Genomic DNA, 21,867 nt, shown 5'->3' on the forward strand with positions numbered 1-21,867 from the left:
GCGAGCACAAAAAGCGAACAAGCCTCAGTAAATAAAACGAGGCCATCAAAAAGCACTTAAGTATTGTTTTACTATTGTTTTTCAGTTGTTTAATACAATTGTGTGATTTTTGTGTAAATTTGATTTAAATCGTTTTTGCCGTTTTTAGAGACTAGACTGGGTTGTTTTTTAATCTATACTAAAAGGTGCTTATCAAGAGCAAATGGTACTATTAATGAAAAGGGATGATTTATGAAAAAACTAATAGCGGCGGCTATTTGTGGTTTAGTTTCAACGGTAAGCTTAGCTGCAGATAAACCAAACGTATTAGCCATAATGGTTGATGACGTTGCGCCAATCTCACTCAGTGCATATTCGCATGGTATGACCTACCCAACCCCTAATATTGATCGCATTGCTAACGAAGGTGCATTGTTTACAGACCACTATGCACAACCTAGTTGTACAGCGGGTCGTGCTGCGTTTTTAATGGGGCAATTACCAATTCGAACAGGCCTAACAACGGTAGGCCAACCGGGTAACCCACTAGGTATCAAAGAAGCCGATCCTACCTTAGCTGAATTTTTAAAAGATCGCGGTTATATGACTGCGCAATTTGGTAAAAACCACTTAGGTGATTTAGATGAGCACTTACCAACAAAGCATGGCTTTGACGAATTTTACGGTAACTTGTACCACCTCAATGTATCTGAAGAGCCAGAACAAGCGGATTACCCAAAAGATCCTGAGTTTGTGAAAAAATTTGGCCCACGTGGTGTTATTGAATCTTACGCCAATGGAAAAATCATCGATACTGGCCCGCTTACTCGCAAACGTATGGAAACCTTTGACGAAGAAGTGTTAGAGCGCTCACTTAACTTTATGGAACGTGCAGTTAAAGCCAAAAAGCCATTCTTTATTTGGCATGCAACGAGCCGTATGCATGTTTACACTCACTTAAAACCAGAAAGCCGTCATTTAGCGACGGGCATTAGCTCTGAAGAAGACGTATTTGGTAGTGGTTTAATGGAGCATGATGGCCACGTAGGCAAATTGCTTGATAAACTTGATGAGCTAAAAATTGCTGATAACACCATAGTTATTTACACCAGTGATAATGGCCCTGAGCAATCAAGCTGGCCTGATGCGGGTACAACTGAGTTCCGCGGTGAAAAAATGACAACCTGGGAAGGGGGCGTGCGTGTGCCTTTCTTAGTTCGTTGGCCAAACAAAATACCTAAAGGCTTAAAGCTAAATGGTATTTCTTCACATGAAGATGTTTTCCCAACTGTTGCTGCTGCTCTAGGTGAAAAGAACTTACGAGAAAAACTTAAAAAGTCAGACAAAGTTTATATTGATGGTGAAAACAACCTAGCTTATTGGACAGGTAAGGCGGATAAGTCTGCACGTAATTATTTCTTCTATTACTATGAGTCTCAGCTTACAGCAGTTCGTTTTGGCCCATGGAAAATGCACTTTGCGACTAAACCAAATGGTTTATATTACGAAGACATGGTAACTCACAGCATGCCTAAACTATTTAACTTACGTAAAGATCCATTAGAGCACTATGATGGAGTAACAGGTTTCCACCAAATCATGCGTAAGAGCTGGTTGTTACAGCCAATCATTGCTAAGTTAAACGAACATGTACAATCTTTTGTAGAGTTCCCACCGCGTCAAGAGTCTGCATCTCTTAACGTGAATGAAGCAATCGAAAAAGCAAAATCACTAAACTATGGTCATTAATTATTAACCATAAGTTAAGTTGAAAAGGGCCTACTTGGCCCTTTTTTAATGATTAATGATTAATGCTATTCATCATTTCCAGCTGTTTCACAAACTGCTCAATTTGCTGGTTACCCGGTACCAGGCGGGCTAGGTTTCTGGCATAAAACAGCGCTTGGCTGTAATTCTCTTCTGCTACATACCACTGCGCCAAACTGTAGCTGATATCTGGGTTATTCGGTGTTAGGTTAAAAGCACGCTCAAGGGCTAATATTGCAGCTGGCATATTACCTAAATCTTGTAATAGCAGGGCGTAGGTAAACTGATAGTTTGCATTTTCTTGTGCGAACTGCGCGGCTTTTTGTAAATGTGTAAGGGCTGTGTCTTTTTGTTTTGTGCGAATAAGGCTCATTGCCAGGGCATAATGAATATCGCCGCTTTGGGCGTTAACGTCTAAGCCTTGTTTTAAAATAGCTTGTGCTGCTTTTTCATCGCCTTGATTTCGGTATAAATCAGCCAAATTGACATAAGCGGGAGCAAAAATAGGCTCAATACTGATTGCTTGTAGGTAATGTGCTTTAGCTTGCGCGGGCTTTTGTAGTGTGAGTGCCAGATTACCTAAATTTGTATGGGAATAGCCACGCTCTGCTTGGTACTCTTGAATGCCTTTATACTCATCAAGGGCTGAACTTAAACGTTTGCTGTCTTGCTCGTTGAGCCCCGTAGGGAACGGTTGAATTAACATACCTGCAAGTGCTCTTGCAGCTTCCGCTCTGATAGGTAAATGCTCATCATCTAAAAGCGGGTTTAATAAGCGCCAGCGCTGGTTAATATCAAAAGGCATGGCCGCTTCAATGGCTGCTTGGCGTTTTAATGGCTCGCTGTCTTTTACTGAGCGAGCAATCGCAACGACAGCGTTGTTATCAGGGCTTGCGGCTAAACGGCTTAATGCTGAAGCGCGAATAATGTCAGGAAAGCCTTTATCTTGCACGATCTTGGTCAGCATGGTTGAGGCATTAGGTAAACGGTTATCGGCGGCATAAAACGCCTCAGAAAAATGCGCAGTGCCAAGGTGTTTTGAATATGGATGCCAGTCTTTTATTTTGGCAACCGCCCACTGCGGCGTCTTGTCTTCATGGCAGCTATTACAAGCATTTGGGGCATTGGTTTTTAATGTTAAGTCTGGGCGTGGTACCCGAAAGCTGTGGTCGCGCCTTGCATCAACTTGCATATAGGTGGTGACAGGCATATGACAATCAACACATTGGCTGCCTGTACTTGCCACTTTGTGACCGTGATGTTTCGGCGTATCGAACACCTCTTGGCTGTGACATTGCGTACAAGTTTGATTCCCTGGAAGTTTTAATTTACCCGAATGAGGATTATGGCAGTTACTACAGGTAACCCCCGCGTTGTACATTTTACTTTGTAAAAATGAGCCCCATACATAGTCTTCATCCCACACTTGACCATCAACGTGATAAAGCTCAGGAGTGAGTAAAGAGCCTTGAAAGCGTTGTAAAAAACTATGTGGGTCCTTGCGGTCATCAAGTTGTGAGCGACGAGCATGACAGGTTGCACACATTTGCACTTGCTCGCTTTTTACCAGTGGCTGCACGCTTTGCATACTGCCATCAGCGTGTTGAGTAAACAGTGGGGTTTGCTTTTTAATATTATGGGTAAAGCCCTTATCGGCAATACTGCTATCGCCATCAGCCCATTTTAAATGAGCTTGTGTATCGCCATGGCACGCTTTACAGCTCACGTTAATGCTTGAATAAGTTGAATCAAAGCTATTCGTTTTAAGGTCAAATTGCTTTTTGAAATCTGTTGAATGGCAATCGGCACACATGTGATTCCAGTTTTGGCCTTTTTGAGACCAATGAAATAGGTCGTGTTTTTTCTGCTCAGGGTGCAGTACAAACCAGCGCTGACCGCCGTCTGCTTTACTGCGTGAGTCCCATGCAAATGGAAACAGCTGAATGTGGCCTTGACCCATATCAAACATGTATTGCTGCAATGGCTCATAGCCAAATGTATATAAAACGGGGTAGTCAGTGAGCTTGCCCTCAAGGTTTGGCAAGCTTATAAATAGTTGTTGGTCTTGTTGATAAAAGCGCGCTTGCTGGCCTTGGTAGTCGAGGGTTTGTTCGTTGAAATTACCAAGCACCGAAGCGGGAGTGGCTTGTTCCATAGCATGAAAATGATGGGATGTTTGCCAGTCTTCAACTTGGCTTTGATGACAGTTCACACACTGAGGTTCTGCAAATGCACTAAATGCGAAAAAGCTGCATAACAGCCAAGCCAATCTCATCACTGAATAAATCCTTTTTATTTTTACCACATGCACTTAGAGTTATATCAGTTTGTTGCTGATAAGCAAAGTCGGCTTATTAAAACGAGGGTGTAAAAAAGCCCGAGAAACTCGGGCTTAGTAAGTTATAAACTTTTCTTCGGTGGCAGCGCGACGTTAGCAAAGATAAGGCCCGCTACTAATGACATGAAAATCAAAAATGTTTGCTGGCCAATATGGTCTGCATAAACGAAATCTTGGCCTTCAATAAGTGAGTTCAAGCCAATATAGGTTTTACTACCAGGTACCAATACGATCAGTCCTTGCATAGCTACAATAGAGGCGGGTGCATTGACAACGCGGTTAAACAAGTTACTAAAAACGCCCACGGCTAATGCGCCAACAAATGTGCCTAATGTGTAGTCTAGGTACATGGCTGAACCAATACTTGTGCCATACGCGATAAAGCCAGATGCAATAGACCAAACAGCATGCTTTAGCTTGGTTCTAAAAATCACGATTAAGCTGCTACATAGCATGAATATAGCTAGCCAAGCCGTCCATTTAGGTAAAGGCTCGGGTTGCACAAAGTCACTTTGGCCAAAAATAGCAAAACCAATACCAATACCAATAAAAGCACCAAAATACAGCTTAAACAGCAGCATGAATGAGTCCATCACCCGAGCGGTACCAGACACTAAATGCCTTGCCGCTAACTCTGCTAAACCTAGGGCTAATGCTAAGCCGGGTATAAACACAATGATGGCTGAAAGTACCACCAGTCGTATGTTAATTTGGGCATCAATATAGACACTAATAGCACAGGCTATAATCGCCGATACAATGGCTACTAATGGCTCAAGCATATGTGCAACACGTTTAGAGCGTGTTGACCAAAGTACAAATAAATACACCACTAAGGTAATAAGTGCTGACCAAAATACATCATTCCAGCTAGTACCCATCAACATGGCAAATGCACCACCTGAGGTTGCAAACGCAACGCCAGTCATAAATTTATTATATGGGTTTGGCATGGTGTAAATAATATCGAGCTGTTTATCGACTTCTTGTAGCGTCAGCTCACCATTAAGCATTTTGTTTACTAAGTCATCGGTATCTGCCAGCGAGCCTAAGTCATGATCGCCCGGATCGACACGCGCAACATGGGTGTACTCTTCTTCGTGCCCATCTGTCCAAATAACAAATGTCACTGATGTTGGCGACATAACAAAAGATGATTTCAAACCGAGGTAAGTCGCAACTTCCATTAAGTGCGCTTCTAGTCGGTATGCAGGTGTACCGTATTTATGAAGCATTTTGCCAAGCTTCACGATAAATTTTCGTTTTTCAGTAAACGTTGCGGTTTTCAAAGGCGTTTTGAACCAAAGGTTAAATTGTTCAGTTAAGGATAGACCAAAATTCAATAAGATATAGTCCAATAGCTAGACTAAATCGCTTAAATTGACCAGCGCGATTTTAGCGACAAAAGCCGCTATGTCTAGTGTTATTTACGGCAAAATTACTTATTTTTTGCTTCAATCCACTGCGCCATGTATTGGGTCGAACGCATGGTATGATGTTTGAGCATTTGGCCGGTAAAATTTTGCTGTCTATGCTGCGCTAATGACTCACTAATGGCGGTGATTTTAGCGATTAACTGCGACTGAAGTTTTGATTTATCATAATATTTTTGCAATAACTGCTGGCCATTTTGCTGTGCCTGAGTAAATAACGCTTCATCTTGATAAAGTGCCACTGCTGCGTCTGCAAATTGCTGTGCATCTTCACAGATTGCGCCTGACCAAGGCTCATCTTGATGCATGCCTTCACTGCCAATAGGAGTTGTTACGCTCGGCGTTTGCATGATCATCGCTTCGAGTAACTTACCCTTAATACCAGCCCCAAAACGCAGTGGCGATAAACATACTCGGGCATCTTCCATCACTTGATAAGCATCATCAGCCCAGCCTTTGATCAAGAAGCCGGTTTTTGGATTGTTAAGCGCTGTAGCCTTAGGTGGTGGGTAAGAGCCATAAATGTGGAGTTCGGCATCGGGTAATTGTTTGCGGATCAGCGGCCAAATCTGTTGTAAGTACAGCACTGCATCCCAGTTTGGCGCATGACGAAAATTACCAATGGTCATAAAGTGTTTACGTTCTGAAAATGCTTTGGTGCTGGTGGGGATATGCTGTAAATCAACCAAAAATGGTAGGTGGTGAAGTAGGGCGTTATCGACTTTGAAAACGTCATTGAGTAGCTGCATCTCGTAATGCGAGATAATTAAGCTGATGTCTGAGCGTAAAATAGCGGCGATTTCTCGCTTGGCAATATCGCTGTGTAAATCACCATAGCTGAATTCTCTACCTGCTTTATGAGCGTCGTGACGGGCATTTCTTAGACACTGTAAATCTTCTGTATCGAGAACTTTAAGTGCATTAGGGCAGTATTTGTCGACTCGCCAACCAAACTGTTCTTCCATCATAAAGCGGTCAAACATCACAATATCAGGGTTATACGCTTGCACGTACTCATCAAAGCTTGAGCAGTTTAATGCAATGACCTGTGTGGTAATGCCATCTTCGCTGAGATCCACCATGTGTTCGGTTTTTTGCGCTGGGCTTGCAAATTCAACTTGCCAGTTTTCTGCACGAAAGGCGCGCAAGAGTGACATCATGTGGGTGCCGGCTGCCGACGAATTAGGCTCAGGCCATACATAGCCGATCACTAACACTTTTTTCATTGACTTGAATCTCGTATTTTTAAGTTAACATCCACCAAGGTGCGAACGGGTGGTGTTGATTTATCTAATAGTTCTTTTAGCACCTGACAGGTGCGTTTACCGATTTCATCGGCATTAATGGCGATGGTTGAAAGAGATGGCAGCATTAAGCGCGAATCTTCTAGGTCATCAAAACCAATAACTTTAATGTCTTTACCCGGCTCTAGACCGTGTTGGCGCATAGCTTCAATCGCGCCATAAGCAATCACATCATTAAAACAGACAATGGCTTTGGTATTTGGTGCTTGTTTTATAAGGGTATTGAAGGCTTCTCGGCCACCTTGGCGGTTTGTCGGCGCTTGAATAACCGGTTTTTCGTCAGTGATATTAAATTGCTCAAGCGCAGCTAAAAAGCCACTTAAACGCTCATGATAATCAGATATTTCTGCCGTGCCACCTAAAAAGGCAATTTCTTCTATGCCTTGCGATAAAATATGGCTGGTCGAAATATGCGTGCCTTTTTTGTTATCAGGCAAAATACACGGCGCTGCTGAAAACGGAATTTCACGCATGATATTAATAACCGGAAAACCACTATTTATTAAATCATCTTGCCACTGTTGCTCAGTCCCCGGTGCCGGACACATAATAAACGCCGATACGTTGTATTCTTTTAGGGTTTTCACCACTTGAGTTTGCCTTTCGACACACTCCGCAATATTCACCAGCATTGGCAGCATGCCAAGCTCAAAGATGTGTTTTTCGAGGCCAACAGCAAGCTGAGCTGAATACGGGTTGGTTAAGTCGTTTATAACCAACGCGACGAGGTTTGAGCGCTTGCTGCGTAGTGCTGCAGCATCGCGGTTATACACATAGCCAAGCTTATCAATGGCAGCCAGTACTTTTTCTTTACTTTTTTTACTGACCTTATCACTGTTGGTAAGGACCAAAGACACCGTTGATTTTGAAACCTGTGCTTGTTCAGCAACATCCCAAATTGTGACTTTGCCTGTCGATTTTTTCATTTTTATTAGCAAAAAGTGGCGAATAGAGTGCTTTTATTTTAGCGTAATTTAGCTGTTTAAGTCACTGATTGGCTGCCAAAAGGGCCTAAACTCTTTATGAAATGCTGCAAACATGTTCTACTTGTTTACAGAATCGAAAATAAAAACGAAAAAGGAACGAACATGAAAGCATTTAAACTGCTTTTTGCGCTAGTTATTGGCGCAGCTGTTTGCACACCCAGTTTTGCTAATCAAGGTTATCAAACTCCATCGCCCGCACTGGCTGCTGTGGTTGATGCTAAGCTTGCACCGAGTAGTTATTTATCGAATGATGGCCAGTGGCTGGCGTTATTTGATAGAAAACGCATCGATACCTTACAAGACTTAGCCAAAGAAGAGTTGAAACTTGCGGGTATTAAGCTTAATCCTGCTAATTTTTCGCGCTCACGAGTGCGTAATAAATTCACATCTTTAGTGCTTAAGCATGTTGAAACCGGTTCTGAAATTGTTGTATCTGGTTTGCCAAACGGCATTTTACGTTCACCAAGTTGGTCAAGCGACAGTCAATACTTGGCGTTTGTGGTTGAACAAGCATCGAGTGCTAACTTATGGGTTTATAATGTAAGTACAAAGCAAGCTCGCCAGTTAAGTGATACACCACTTAATTCAGTGCTAACGCGCACGCCTTATACTTGGTTGCCAGATAGCAGCGCCATTGTAGCTAATGCAGCAGTTAATATTGGTAAAGCACGTATCAGCAACGACAGCTCGCAGATTGTGCCAGTTATTCAGCAAAGTAGTGGTGAAAAAGCGCCTGCGCGTACTTATCAAAACTTGTTAACTAGCCCATATGATGAAGCACAATTTAAGTTTTTTGCACAAAGCCAGCTGACTTATATTCCGCTTAGTGGTCAAGGCCAACCAATTGGTCAACCGGGCTTAATTAAATCGTTTTCGGTCTCACCTGATTCAACCAATATTTTGGTTGGCATGATTGATGAGCCTTTTTCTTATCAAGTGCCTTACAGCCGATTTGCTGCGACTTGGCAAATTTGGGGAATGCGTGGCTATACGCTTGCAGAGCTTGCGAAGCAGCCTTTAGCAGATAACATTCCACAAGGTTATGACAGTGTGCGTACTGGTCGCCGCGAATTTCAATGGCGAGCAGATCAAGGCGCTGAAGTAATTTGGGCAGAAGCACAAGACGGCGGTGATATGAAAACCGACGTTCCTCATCACGATTACCTTTATAGCCTAAGAGCACCTTTTAAACGTGATGCTAAGTTATTTGCTAAAGTTGAACGCCGTTTTGACTCAATAACTTGGGGCAACGGTAATGTTGCTCTGTTATCTGAATGGCGCTTTAGCGACCGACAAGTTCGCACATTTGTTATTCAACCTCGTAATGCAGATAAAAATCGCGTGTTATTTTCTGAGCGCAGTTATAACGATGCTTACAAAAACCCAGGTTACCCAATTTATGAAAAGAATGATTTAGGCGCTGATGTATTAAAAGTTGTTGGCGGGCGTTATCTTTTCTTACGCGGTAATGGTGCATCTGAGCAAGGCAATATTCCGTTTTTAGACCGTTATGATGTAAAAACTAATACCACAACACGCATTTGGCAATCAGAAGCGCCATATTATGAGCGTGTGCGTGCAATGCTTGATGATGAAGGCGAGCGTTTAATTACGATTCGCGAATCTAAAACTGAGCAACCTAACTTCTTTATTCGTGATTTAGACGATAAAACCCTGACTCAACTTACGACTTTTGAGCACCCTTATCCAGAGTTTAAAGGGGTGACTAAAGAGCTAATTCGATACAAGCGTGATGATGGTGTTGAACTTAGTGGTACGCTTTATTTACCGCCGGGTTATGATTCAACTCAAGGCCCGTTACCGGTTCTAATGTGGGCTTACCCGCTTGAATATAAAGATAAAGCTGTTGCGTCACAAATGCGCGAGTCGCCTTATGAATTTACTTATATCGGTTATTGGGGACCAATGCCTTATCTGGCAAAAGGTATTGCCGTATTTGACGATCCGAAAATGCCAATTGTGGGTGTTGATGGTAAAGAGCCAAACGACTTATTCCGTAAGCAGCTGGTGGCAAGTGCTAAGGCTGCAGTAGATGTACTTGTTGAAAAAGGGGTGGCAGATAAAGATAACATTGCCATTGCAGGTCACTCTTATGGTGCCTTTATGGTGGCGAATTTATTAGCGCACAGCGACTTATTTAAAACCGGTATTGCCCGCAGTGGTGCATACAACCGCACCCTAACGCCATTTGGTTTCCAAGGTGAAGAACGTGATTTTTGGCAAGCACAAGATGTGTACGCGGCAATGTCACCGTTTTTCCACGCTGAGAAAATCAATGAGCCTATGCTGATGATCCACGGTCAAGAAGATCCAAACTCGGGTACATTCCCAATGCAAAGTGAGCGTATGTATGCTGCATTAAAAGGCTTAGGTAAAGAAGCCCGTTTAGTGATGTTACCTTATGAGGCGCATGGCTATCGCGCTCGTAAGAGCTTGCTGCATGTACTTTGGGAGCAAGAGCAGTGGTTAGATAAATACTTACTAAGTGACGAAAAACCCGCAGAGCCAGTTGCCGCGGAAGGTGTTACTCAGTAATTTGTGAAATGGTTATATTAGGAATCCCCGCCCTTTTAGCGGGGATTTTTATATTGCCTACTTTTATATTTTTATTAAGTGATAAGCGGTTAGTCAATTAATTTAAGCCATTAAAGTGGCAGTTATAATTACAAGGATGCTCATGAATAAGTTTATAATTCTAATATTATTTTTAATATTGTCTTGCTCATTACATGCAAAACAAACCAAAAGTTTAGAATTTTCTAAAGTGCTAGATAAGGAGATCCCTTTAATTCTTGAAAAAAGCAAAGCGCGTGGTATTGCTATATCGATTGTGCAAGGGAAAGAGGTGCTTGGTTCATATTCTTATGGCTATGCTGAAGCTGAAAATAGAACCCCAATCACACACAAAACTTTATTCAATGTTGGCTCCATTTCTAAAGTGATTACAGCTTGGGGCGCAATGAAACTAGTTGAACAAGGTAAAGTTGAACTTGATAAACCAATTAATGATTACTTAAAAAGTTGGAAAATACCTAATTCTCAGTTTGATGCTAACAAGGTAACTTTACGCAATATTCTCTCTCATACTGCAGGGCTTTCATTAAGTGGGTACAATGGATGGGGCGCTGAAGATCCATTACCTACTCTTGTAGAGTCATTAGAAGGCGATAACACGGGTGATGGAGCCGTTAAAATTATTCATGAACCTGATACTAAATGGTCATATTCAGGTGGTGGTTACACGATAGTTCAGCTGTTAATTGAAGACCTGACTAATCAATCTTTCAGTAATTTTATGACTGAAAACGTTCTTCTACCCCTCGGAATGACAAATTCTTCGTTTGATATCAATAGTATTTCTCCGGCAAACCTGGCTAGTCCTTACGATGAGAATGGCAACAAAACAGCTATGGTGTATTTTACAGAAACTGCTGCCGCTGGCTTTATAACAACTGCAGATGATTTAGCTAAACTTAATCAGGCAGTGCTAAAAAATGAGCAAGGTAATTATATTGGTTCAAATATTTTATCAAATCAGCTTATTGCAAATATGATTCAAGCTCAGCCTCACACAGAAGGGCGATGGAGTATGAGTTATGTCGTAGACTCTGAGAATAACAGTCTAGGTTTTGCAGGGTTTAATAGAGGCTGGACATCATTAACTCGCTCTGTGACAGATAAAAATATTGGTTACGTAATTTTAAACAATAGTAGCGTTGGTGGAGTGAATAATGAAATTGATCAACTTCTGCTATCTGTAATTAAAGGTAGTTAAACTGAAGCGCATATAGCAAGCATCTTAGCTCTGCGTAATCGGTTTTAGTTGCTCGCTTAACCAATCAATAAACACTCGGGTGCGCCTTGGTAAATGACGTCGATTTGGGTAGACGATATTCATAGGCATGGGCGGCAAATTATAGTCAGGTAAAACTTGGATAAGTTCACCACGACTAAGCTCGTCGAGAACACCATGACGTGGCACTTGAATAAGACCAAGCCCAGCTAAGCACGCTGCTTTATAGGCATCTGTATTGTTAACTGTAAGTTGTGATTTCATGGTGAGGGTTTGCCAATCGCCTTGTGTATCTTGGTATTCAAAGCCGGGGTCAAGTTGACCGAGTGTTTGGCTATAGCGAACAATGTAGTGCTTGGCTAAATCGCTAAGTTCTGTGATGTTGCCATAGCTTTTAATATAACCTGGGCTTACACAGTTAATCATCGGGCAGTGGCCAATTTTTTTCGCAATCAGCGATGAATCTTCTAAATTACCAACTCGCACTACACAATCAAAGCCTTCTTCAATTAGGTTAACTCGTCTGTCTGAACTACTCAGCTCAATCTCTAATTGCGGGTGTGCAGATAAAAAGCTGTCTAGATTCGGCAGCACTAAACGTCTGCTAATTGGCTGTGGCATATCTACTCTAAGACGCCCTGATAACGCTTCGTCTTTTTTATGAAATAGGGTTTGTAGTTCGTCTATATCAGCAAGCATATCTTTGCAGCGCTGATAAAAAACCGTGCCTTCGTTGGTCAGCGTAACTCGCCTTGTTGTGCGGTTTAAAAGCCGAGCACCTAACGTATCTTCGAGTTGTTTGACTAACTGCGAAACAGATGATTTAGGCATGCTCAGTGCAAGTGCTGCAGCCGAAAAGCTTTTTTGCTCTGCAACCTGAACAAAGGTTTTCATGGCATTTAGTTCATTCATGATTGTTTGTTATTTACGAACAGTTAATTCAATTTTACATGGTTTATCTGAATTTGCAGTGTAAATATACTGGTTGCTCACAATTACTTCAAAGCAAAAGGGTCAACACGATGAGCAACAAAATTGCAGTGATCACAGGTGGTAATCGCGGTTTAGGTAAAAATACAGTTTTGAGTTTGGCACGTAAGAACATTGATTGCGTATTTACTTACAGAAGCCATAAAGATGAAGCGCAGCACGTTGTAGAGGAAGTAGCCGCACTAGGGGCAAAAGCCGTCGCCATTCAACTTGATGTGAGCGATATTTTAGGTTTTGCTGAATTTAAACAAACACTTGAAAGTACCTTGGCAACACAATGGCAAACATCTCGATTTGATTATTTAATTAATAACGCAGGCCATGGCAGTGATAGTGCATTTGCTGATACCAGTGAAGCTATGTTTGATAATTTGATGAATGTACATGTAAAAGGTGTGTTTTTCTTAACGCAAACATTGCATGAGATGATCAATGATGGCGGGCGTATTATTAACTTATCTTCTGGGCTGACACGCTTTGCATTATCAGGAAAAGCGGCCTACGCCACCATGAAAGGTGCCGTTGAGGTATTGACCAAATACATGGCAAAAGAACTTGCTGGTCGCAATATTGCCGTGAATGTCGTCGCGCCGGGCGCAATTGCCACTGATTTTGGTGGCGGTGCTGTTCGTGATAATGAGCAGGTTGCGCAATTAGTGAGTTCATTTACAGCTATGGGGCGCGTTGGTCAAGCTAATGATATTGGCCCTATGATTGCGCAATTACTCGGTGATGAAAACCGTTGGGTAACCGGGCAACGCATTGAAGCATCGGGTGGTATGTTTTTATAACCCTGTTAGCAATCGCGTGTTTGTTTGCTTATTTAAGTGAATGTGATTTAATCGCTTTCTCTTTTTAAGCAATAAACATGTGATTGCATTTATGCTCGATTTAGCAGTACTCGCGGTTTTTATTCCGACCTTTTTCTTTGTTTCTATTACACCAGGTATGTGTATGACGCTCGCCATGACGTTAGGAATGAGTGTAGGCGTTAGACGTACGCTGTGGATGATGGTCGGCGAAGTGTTAGGCGTTGCTACGGTAGCCATTGCTGCGGTGATAGGGGTTGCCAGTATTATGCTTAATTACCCTGAGTTATTTGCCTTTTTAAAATACTTAGGTGGTGCGTACTTAATTTACCTAGGGGTTAATATGTGGCGCGCTAAAACCAGCTTTAAACCTAACGATGATACACAGCAACAAATTGGTCGTGGGCAATTGTTTTCGCAGGGTTATATTACTGCCATTGCAAACCCAAAAGGGTGGGCATTTATGATTTCTTTACTCCCTCCGTTTATTAATGTTGATTTAGCGGTTGCTCCTCAGCTTGCGGTATTAGTGAGCATTATTATGCTGAGCGAATTTATCTGTATGTTGATTTACGCAACAGGCGGTAAAAGCTTAAGGCTGTTTTTGGATAAAGGCGATAATGTGAAGTGGTTAAACCGTATTGCTGGCGCGTTAATGATGTGTGTGGGCGTTTGGCTGGCGCTAGGCTAATACTAATTTGGATGATACCCATCCGAATACGGCAAATGGGTATTATCCTTGTAGCGTCTTAATCAACTAACTCAACTTGCTTAGACACATGGTTAAAGCACAGTTTTAACGTATCAATGGCAGTTTTTGTTTTTGCCGCTAAGCTGTCTCTTGCAGGTGTTACGGCATAAACAGTGTAATTTGGCATTGCCCATTCGGGTGCAATTTCAACCAGCTCTTTCGATTTTAATAAATGCCTGACTTCTGGCTCTGGTAGCACGCCATAGCCAACACCATCACACACTAATTTAATTAAGCTTTGCATATTATTTACGGTGATCTTCGCTTTTGGTAATGGCTTGCTTGCCAGCGTCAATGGGTTAAACGCATTACTGTCGGCGTTGCTATGAGCGATACGGGCAAAGTTGCCAAGGTCATCCCAACTTGCTTTATCGAGTTTGCTAATTGCATGGTCTTTATGAGCGCATAGCTTTAACGGCCAAGTAGCTAATTTACGAGCAACGAGGTTAGAGTCAGTTAATGGGCCAATCGCAATCGCTAGGTCAGCACCGCATTTGATCATATCAATTGGCTCATCAGTCAAAATTAACTGAATACGTAAATCATCAAACTCGTTAATTAAGCGATCTAATGGCTCGCTTAATAGGCCACCGCCAAACCCCACTGGCGCAACTAATTTGAGCTCGCCACTGGGCTTATTTTGTAATTGTTGCAATTGCGTACTGGCCTGATCAGCTAGTGCCAGTATTTTTAAACAGCTTTGATAATACAGATGGCCCGCCTCGGTTAACGTGAGTTCGCGTGGGCTGCGGTTAAATAGGCTCAATCCGATTTCTTGTTCTAATTGCTTAATGTGTTGACTGACAGCCGATGTGGTCATCGATAACTCTGCAGCTGCACTGCTCATGTTGCCTGTTTCAACAGTACGAGAAAATACACGTAATGTTTTTATCAGCTTGGAATTCATGGTTCAGGCCTTCTTAATTCAGTTTTAAGAAATCGTAAATTGTGAAAATCGGGACTTCTCATTAGTATGCAAACGCTAATTATTATCATTTATAAACAAAAAGTCACGGAGTATTATTATGACGAGGGTTGTTTCTTCTGTTTTACCACTCACCGCTGCTGTGTTAGCAGGTCTTTCCCATTTTGCATACGCTGATGACAAAAAACAAGACATGGAAGTAATCGTTGTATCAGCTTCTGGTTACGAGCAAATGCTAAAAGAGGCGCCAGCCAGTATCAGTGTTATTGACCGTGAGCAGCTTGAAAAGCGTTTTTACCGTGATCTAACCGATGCGATGACCGATGTTCCCGGTGTGGTTGTCACAGGTGGTGGCGACAGAAAAGATATCAGTCTTCGCGGGATGGCAAGTCAATATACTTTGATTTTAATTGACGGCCAGCGCCAAACCTCACGCGAAACTCGTCCAAACAGTGATGGCCCAGGTGTAGAAGGAGCATGGACTCCACCTATTTCAGCGATTGAGCGTATCGAAGTTATTCGGGGTCCTATGTCTTCACTATATGGCTCAGATGCAATTGGTGGTGTTATCAATATTATTACCCGCAAAACACCAGAAAAATGGTACGGTGAACTGCGTTTAGACAGCACGATTCAAGAATCAAGTGACTCGGGTAATATCAACCAAGGCAGTTTCTTTACTGCGGGTGGCTTAATTCCTGAGTTATTAGGTATGCAGTTATCTGGTCAGTTTTCAAAGCGTGACGAAGACGATTTTGAAGCAGGTTTTCGTGGTAAAGAGCAAAGCAACATCAAAGCTAAGTTTATCTTAACCCCCTCTGATAGCCATGAAATTATGCTTGAAGTAGGCTCTGCAAAACAAAAACTCGACGAAACACTAGGTAAAACAGTTGCTCCCTTAGCTGAAGGTGAAAGTTGTGGCCGTAATGGTTGCCCAGAGTCATCCACTACAGAGTATGACCAAGAAAGCTACTCACTAAGTCATAATGGTTTTTATGATTTTGGCTCATCACGCAGTTACTTAAAGTACGATAAATTCGATAATACCTCTCGCGAAATGTATGTCGAAAATACCGATGCGCAAACAAGCTGGACTTTACCTTTTACCAATCATAATGCTGCATTTGGTGCGTCATATTTAAAAGAAGAGCTGGACGATTACACCAGTAACCGCATAAGTGACTTAACCCATGTTGAAAACGAGCAGTGGTCGGTGTTTGCCGAAGATGAGTGGGCAGCAACCAAGCAGTTTAAACTCACTACAGGTCTTCGTTATGACCATGATGGCAATTTTTCAGGCCATTTCAGCCCACGTTTGTATGGTGTGTATACAGCGACTAAATCATTGACGGTGAAAGGCGGTATCTCAACAGGCTTTAGAGCACCGAATATTCGTCAATCTACTGCAGCGTGGGGGCAAGTGAGCCGAGGTGGTAATATTTACGGTAACCCAGATTTAAGCCCTGAAAAATCAGTAAACTACGAAATGGGTATCTACTATGATGCCAGCCGTGATTTATCGCTTTCAAGCACCGTATTTTACAACGAATTTGAAGATAAAATTACCCGTATTTCGTGCCCACTCACTCAGTGTACTGATGGGCCAAACCAGTTTGGTTCAATGCCAACGACCTATGTCAATGTGGATGAAGCCGTTACGCAAGGCTTTGAGTTATCAGTATCTTACGACATTACCAGTGAGCTTGATGTCAGTGCCAACTACACCTACACCGACTCTGAGCAAAAAACCGGTGAATACAAAGGCAGCCCACTTAACCAATTACCTAAGCATATTTTACAAACTTCAGTTAATTGGCGTCCGGTTGATAAGCTAGGTACGTGGCTGCGTGTTCATTACCGCGGCGAAGAAAGCCAGCCGACAACAGGCCCGTCGCAAGACAGCTTAATTGCGCCAGATTACACCTTGGCTGATATTGGTGGTAACTACGATTTAAGCCGCAGCATTAAGTTAGGATTTGGTGTTTATAATCTGTTTGATAAAGAAATCACTGAAGATGAATACGGATATGTTGAAGATGGTCGACGTTATTGGCTATCAGTCGGGTTTAATTTTTAAGCCCATACCTTAGCAAAAGCAAAGCCAACGAGTTACGTTGGCTTTGTTAGTTAAATTAACTTTAGTTTTAAAAATAACAACAATCTGGTTTGTGCTATCTTTGGGTTGTTTTTTAATGGCTGTATAGCACTATAGTTATAGGTCGCTTTTTAAATAGTTCTACTACATTGAGTTAGTCATCAACTGACAGACAACAATGATAACGACTATAAAGGCGATATATGCAAAAAGTAACACAATTATGTAAACGAAAATCAGCGTCGTTTACTCCGCTTGCAGTGCTCTGTGCTGCTATTTTCTCGCAGCCAAGTTTTGCAGGGAGTTGGCAGCAAAATGTCAGCATTGGCGGTTTTAATAATGTTCATATTTACACTCCTGATTCGCAATCAAGCATAGGCAATGGCCATTCTTTGATGCTGGTACTGCATGGCTGCGTGCAACCCATTAATAACTACTTAACTGCTAACCTTGAAGATGCAGCCGAAGCTCATGGCATGGTAATAGCCGTTCCTGATGCTATGAATAAAGCAGGCTATAGCTGCTGGTCATATTGGCAAGGAGCAATCAATCGCAGCTCTGGCGATTATAAAAATCTGATTAATTTAGCAAATACATTAAGTGGTGATGCAGCGCGTAATATTGACCCTAAACAAGTGTATATTGCAGGCTTATCATCTGGAGCCGCAATGGCTGCACAAACGGCTTGTGTGGCGCCTGATGTATTTGCCGGAGTTGCACCAAGCGCCGGGCCAACCATCGGCACAAGTTCAAGTGGGGCAATTTCGACCTGTGAAACAGTGTCTGAAAACACCTTTGTATCCCGCTGTGAAAGCTATGCTGGCAGTTATAAAGATCATTTTGCCACACAAATAGCGGTGATTGGTCATGGTACTGCCGATACCACAGTGAATACCTGTTACAACCAGCAAAACGCAGATGGCTTTGCTGCCCTTTATGGGGTTAATCAACTTTCAGGCACAACGACAATAAGTGATGATGCAACGCGTAACGCTGAGCAGTCACTTTGGCAAGAGAATCGGGTTGCTATGCTGTGGTTTAATAATTTGGATCATTCGTGGTCGGGCGGGCAAGGTGCGTCTGGCGATTATGTGGCGGCAAACAGTATTAATTTTGCAACCTATCTCGGTGGGTACTTTGCGGCTAATAATAAACGAGTTGATCGTAATGCAGGCCCTGAAATTAGTAATTTAACTGCCACAGACAGTAATAATCAGCTCACCATTACAGGCAGTGCAGTCGACCCAGAAGGCAGTGTAACCAATGTTGATATTAACGTGTATAGCCTAGTCAGTGGCGCGGCAAGCTTAATTGAGTCACTGAACGTGCAAGTCGATGCGAATAATACCTTTAGCGGGGTGACAAGTGCACTCAGCGATGGACTTTATGAAGTGCGTGTCAGTGCCACAGATAATGAAGCGAAACAAGGTGATGAAGCTAATCTTACGGTACGCGTTGGACCAGAGCCTGCAGCTACAGCACCACTACTGAGTGATACTGCGGCTAGTGTAAACGGGCAGTGCGCTACAATGACGGGAACGGTGATTGATAATAATCAAAACTTAAGTACTGTAGTGGTCAGTTTTAGCAATGGTGATGTGACAGCTACAGTGAATGGGCTTGAGTATTTTGCTGAGCAATGCAATCTAGCTGGCGGCAATAATAGCGCAGTGATCACCGCAACAGATGATACCGCGCTGACATCAACAGATAGCATTAGTTTTGTCATCGATGCTGGCGTGACAGGCGATTACAATCTTCATATCAACGAAGGCCATATTAGTTGGGGCGAAGGTTATTCTGCCTGTTATTTAGCGTTTGGAACCGCTGCCTTTACAATGCGCGAGTATTCAGCGGGTACAAATCAATGTCAGTGGATTGCTGATGATGATTCAAGTTGTGCAGGGCCATTACAAGCATGCAAAACCACCACTGAACCGACTAATGACGCAGACAACGACGGTGTGCTCGACGGCGCAGATAATTGCCCGAATGTAGCGAATGCTGATCAAGCTGATAACGATAATGACGGGATTGGTAATGTGTGTGACAGCACTCCTGATGGTGAAACGAGTGACTCTGACAGCGATGGTGTTAGTGATAGCCTAGATAACTGCCCGCTGGTGGCCAATAGTGATCAACTGGATAGTGATGCAGATGGTGTGGGTGATGCGTGTGACTCAACACCGAATGGTGATTACCAATGCAGCGAAACTACTTCAAGCAACTATGCACATGTGCAAGCAAATCGCGCAACCACGAATGGTTCTTACGCTTATGCGGTGGGTTCAGGTGATAACCTAGGTCTTTATAACACTTTTTATACCAGTACCTTAGCGCAAACTAGTGCTGGGTATTATGAATTAGGTAATTGCCCTAATTAATAGATGTGTGTCGCCCATTCGGGCGACACTTTTTTCTAAACAGCGTTTAGAACTTATAAGTCAGAGTTAGGCTACCGTTTGTTGGCGCGCCATAATAACCCACAGTTTGTAAGCTATTGATGTATTGCTCATCAGTAATATTATTAACGTTTGCCTGTACTGCAACTTGGTCATTAATATTCCAACGCGCGAAGGCGTTTAGCAGCGCGTAACTACCTTGCTTAACATTGTAATCAGTGCTTTCGATTTTAGATTGCCAACGGCCATTTAAACCAACAACCACTGCATCTGTTAATGCATAGTCTACTGTTACACCAACAACATCGCGAGGTGCCCATTTATTGGTGTCATCACCATTTTCATCTGTTACATCAATATAAGTATAAGATGCGACGATATTCATAGCGTCGGTGATTTTACCTGTGACTTCAAATTCATAGCCTTCTGATTCAATAGACACGCCTTCATAGTAATAAATGCCATCTTCTGTCAGGCCTGCGTATTGCGCAAAGTTATCTTGCTCAGCAGTAAAATAAGCAAATGTTGTCATTAGGGCATCATCAAACCAAGAAGCCTTAACACCGGTTTCAAAGTTAGTGCCTTTGGTAGGTGCTAAGTATTGGCCGTTGTAATCAGCTTGCTCTTGTGGCTGATAAATATCTGAGTAACTAGCATATAAGTTTAAATCATCGTTTAACTTATAGGTAAAACCGATATATGGGCTAGTTTCGCTCTCATCATTATCGATAGATGCACCGGCATTCATACCTGAGCGTTCAAATTCAATAGCGTTAAAACCAACCACAGTAAATAATTTATCCGTAATATTTAACTGAGCAGAGCCAAAGTAACGGGTTAGCTTTTGTTCAATATCTGAATACAGAACCGGCGTTAACCATTCAGGTTCTGGGATCGCATCTAAATCGTACGGGAACGCAGGCGTTGGTCCGGCCGCTGGTGTATTTGCAAAATCAAACGGGTGCTGATACATCACATCATCACTTTTTGCATGGCTTACCCCAAAGCTCGCTTGGTGCTCTTTACCAAACAATTCAAAGGCACCAAATGCTTTGATTTCAAATAAATCAGCATCGATTTCACTATCATAACGACCAGGAGAACCATTTAGGCCAAGGTTAGTATCTTTATCAATAGTGCCATATGCATAAAAAAGTTTATCTTGCTCTTCAAAACCGCGGAAGTTGTAGCTCGCTTGAAGCTGCCATGCGTTTGCAAAAACATAGTTGTATTCAACAAATGCAGAGGTGTTAATGGTGTCCCACATTGTCCACTCTTGGGTGGTTGTGTCGCTGACATCCCATTTAGCTTGCGTGCCATCTGTGTAGTTATAAACAAGGCCGCCCCAAGTATTGCCATCGGTATCTGCATCTTGATATGAATAACCAATAGTAACCGTTGAGTTATCTGTAAGCTGACCATCTACCACCGCAGAGAAAAACTCGCGGTTGTTCTCAAGGCCATCTAGGTATGACTCTTTATCTTCTGCAGCAGCCACAAAACGAGCAGCCCAACTACCTGATTCAGTTAGTAAAAGAGAATAGTCAGCTTGTAAACGTTTAAAATCCCATGAACCAACAGAGACGCCGATCTCGCCGCCGTTTTCGTTTTTAGGGCGTTTGCGCACATAGTTAAGCGTACCCGATGCATTACCTACACCAGTGAGTAAGCCATTGGCACCACGAATAACTTCAATTTTTTCGTAGCCGTATGCTTCCATTGCGCCGGTAACGATACCCCAGTCATTCGGTAAGCCAACGCCATCGATTTGTGTATTCTTAATTTCAAAACCACGTGATGTGTAGTTGGTACGGTTAGTTTCCCATTCTTCAACATTGATACCAGGTGCTAAGCGTAAAGCATCATTAATGTTAAAAGCGGAATAATTCTTTAGTTGCTCAGCAGAGATCACACTAATTGATTGCGGCGTTTCATCAATTTCTAGTGCTAAACCTGTCGCGCCTTCACTAATACGGTTTTGTCGAATACCTACAATTTCGATTTTTTCGAGGTTAGCTTCTACGTCAGTTGTTTGTTCTGCAAAACTGATTTGAGGGTAAAGTGCACAAAGAATAGCGGTTGCAACAGGCAACTGAGTGAATTTCATTTTTATCTCCGCGTGTTATTAGCAAATTTTTATAGGATTATTGTTTTTAATAAGGAAACAATCGGCGGGTAAGTTATCACAACTGATAATAATTATCATCACTATTCATCGCAAAGGTGATATGTTAATACAAATAAATGTAACTAATTATGTCAAAGAGTTCTGTG

14 protein-coding genes are annotated in these 21,867 nt (G+C 42.4%); 7 read left to right on the top strand and 7 right to left on the bottom strand.

Going from position 1 to position 21,867, the window contains the following annotated elements; translation table 11 throughout:
• Nucleotides 1-231 precede the first annotated feature (231 nt).
• Nucleotides 232-1,728 carry an arylsulfatase gene (locus tag L1D51_RS12835; RefSeq protein ID WP_054562514.1) on the top strand — a complete coding sequence of 499 codons (1,497 nt, stop codon included), beginning with the start codon at nt 232-234 and terminating at the stop codon, nt 1,726-1,728.
• A gap of 52 nt (nt 1,729-1,780) precedes the next feature.
• On the opposite strand, the gene L1D51_RS12840 is transcribed toward L1D51_RS12835, so the two are convergent.
• From L1D51_RS12840 to L1D51_RS12855, 4 genes are all read right to left on the bottom strand, one after another.
• Nucleotides 1,781-4,021: a tetratricopeptide repeat protein gene (locus L1D51_RS12840; protein WP_239963839.1), complete on the bottom strand. Its 2,241-nt coding sequence runs from the start codon at nt 4,019-4,021 to the stop codon at nt 1,781-1,783.
• 125 nt (nt 4,022-4,146) lie between these two features.
• Nucleotides 4,147-5,373: a threonine/serine exporter family protein gene (locus L1D51_RS12845; RefSeq protein WP_082401625.1), complete on the bottom strand. Its 1,227-nt coding sequence runs from the start codon at nt 5,371-5,373 to the stop codon at nt 4,147-4,149.
• Between the two features lie 149 nt (nt 5,374-5,522).
• Nucleotides 5,523-6,743, bottom strand: coding sequence for a glycosyltransferase (locus L1D51_RS12850; RefSeq protein ID WP_054562512.1), 1,221 nt, complete (start codon nt 6,741-6,743; stop codon nt 5,523-5,525).
• The gene (locus L1D51_RS12855) at nt 6,740-7,747 is read right to left on the bottom strand and encodes a LacI family DNA-binding transcriptional regulator (protein ID WP_054562511.1); all 1,008 of its coding nucleotides are present in this window, start codon (nt 7,745-7,747) and stop codon (nt 6,740-6,742) included. The genes L1D51_RS12850 and L1D51_RS12855 overlap by 4 nt, the downstream gene beginning before the upstream one ends.
• A 162-nt stretch (nt 7,748-7,909) precedes the next feature.
• Between L1D51_RS12855 and L1D51_RS12860 the strand changes: the two genes are divergently transcribed.
• Together L1D51_RS12860 and L1D51_RS12865 are read left to right on the top strand one after the other, a co-directional pair.
• Nucleotides 7,910-10,363, top strand: coding sequence for a S9 family peptidase (locus L1D51_RS12860; protein WP_239963834.1), 2,454 nt, complete (start codon nt 7,910-7,912; stop codon nt 10,361-10,363).
• A gap of 142 nt (nt 10,364-10,505) precedes the next feature.
• Nucleotides 10,506-11,603, top strand: a complete 1,098-nt coding sequence (locus L1D51_RS12865) for a serine hydrolase domain-containing protein (protein WP_239963835.1) — start codon at nt 10,506-10,508, stop codon at nt 11,601-11,603.
• Nucleotides 11,604-11,627: 24 nt separating this feature from the next.
• Here the strand turns inward: L1D51_RS12865 and L1D51_RS12870 are convergent, their stop codons facing one another.
• Entirely contained in the window at nt 11,628-12,533 is a 906-nt protein-coding gene (locus L1D51_RS12870) for a LysR family transcriptional regulator (RefSeq protein WP_095209691.1), read from the bottom strand.
• A 110-nt stretch (nt 12,534-12,643) separates the two neighbouring features.
• Between L1D51_RS12870 and L1D51_RS12875 the strand changes: the two genes are divergently transcribed.
• The gene (locus L1D51_RS12875; protein ID WP_054562507.1) at nt 12,644-13,402 is read left to right on the top strand and encodes an SDR family NAD(P)-dependent oxidoreductase; all 759 of its coding nucleotides are present in this window, start codon (nt 12,644-12,646) and stop codon (nt 13,400-13,402) included.
• 91 nt (nt 13,403-13,493) lie between these two features.
• Nucleotides 13,494-14,111 (top strand): LysE family translocator, encoded by a 618-nt coding sequence (locus L1D51_RS12880; RefSeq protein ID WP_054562642.1) that lies wholly within the window; start codon nt 13,494-13,496, stop codon nt 14,109-14,111.
• Between the two features lie 58 nt (nt 14,112-14,169).
• On the opposite strand, the gene L1D51_RS12885 is transcribed toward L1D51_RS12880, so the two are convergent.
• Nucleotides 14,170-15,078: a LysR family transcriptional regulator gene (locus L1D51_RS12885; protein WP_054562506.1), complete on the bottom strand. Its 909-nt coding sequence runs from the start codon at nt 15,076-15,078 to the stop codon at nt 14,170-14,172.
• 118 nt (nt 15,079-15,196) lie between these two features.
• Here L1D51_RS12885 and L1D51_RS12890 point away from each other — a divergent pair, with 118 nt between their 5' ends.
• Both L1D51_RS12890 and L1D51_RS12895 read left to right on the top strand, forming a co-directional pair.
• The gene (locus L1D51_RS12890; RefSeq protein ID WP_239963836.1) at nt 15,197-17,173 is read left to right on the top strand and encodes a ligand-gated channel protein; all 1,977 of its coding nucleotides are present in this window, start codon (nt 15,197-15,199) and stop codon (nt 17,171-17,173) included.
• Nucleotides 17,174-17,394: 221 nt separating this feature from the next.
• Nucleotides 17,395-19,575, top strand: a complete 2,181-nt coding sequence (locus L1D51_RS12895) for an extracellular catalytic domain type 1 short-chain-length polyhydroxyalkanoate depolymerase (RefSeq protein ID WP_239963837.1) — start codon at nt 17,395-17,397, stop codon at nt 19,573-19,575.
• Between the two features lie 46 nt (nt 19,576-19,621).
• Here the strand turns inward: L1D51_RS12895 and L1D51_RS12900 are convergent, their stop codons facing one another.
• Entirely contained in the window at nt 19,622-21,700 is a 2,079-nt protein-coding gene (locus L1D51_RS12900; RefSeq protein ID WP_239963838.1) for a TonB-dependent siderophore receptor, read from the bottom strand.
• Nucleotides 21,701-21,867: the final 167 nt, after the last annotated feature.

The organism is Pseudoalteromonas shioyasakiensis, from assembly GCF_022398475.1.
GTDB lineage: Bacteria > Pseudomonadota > Gammaproteobacteria > Enterobacterales > Alteromonadaceae > Pseudoalteromonas.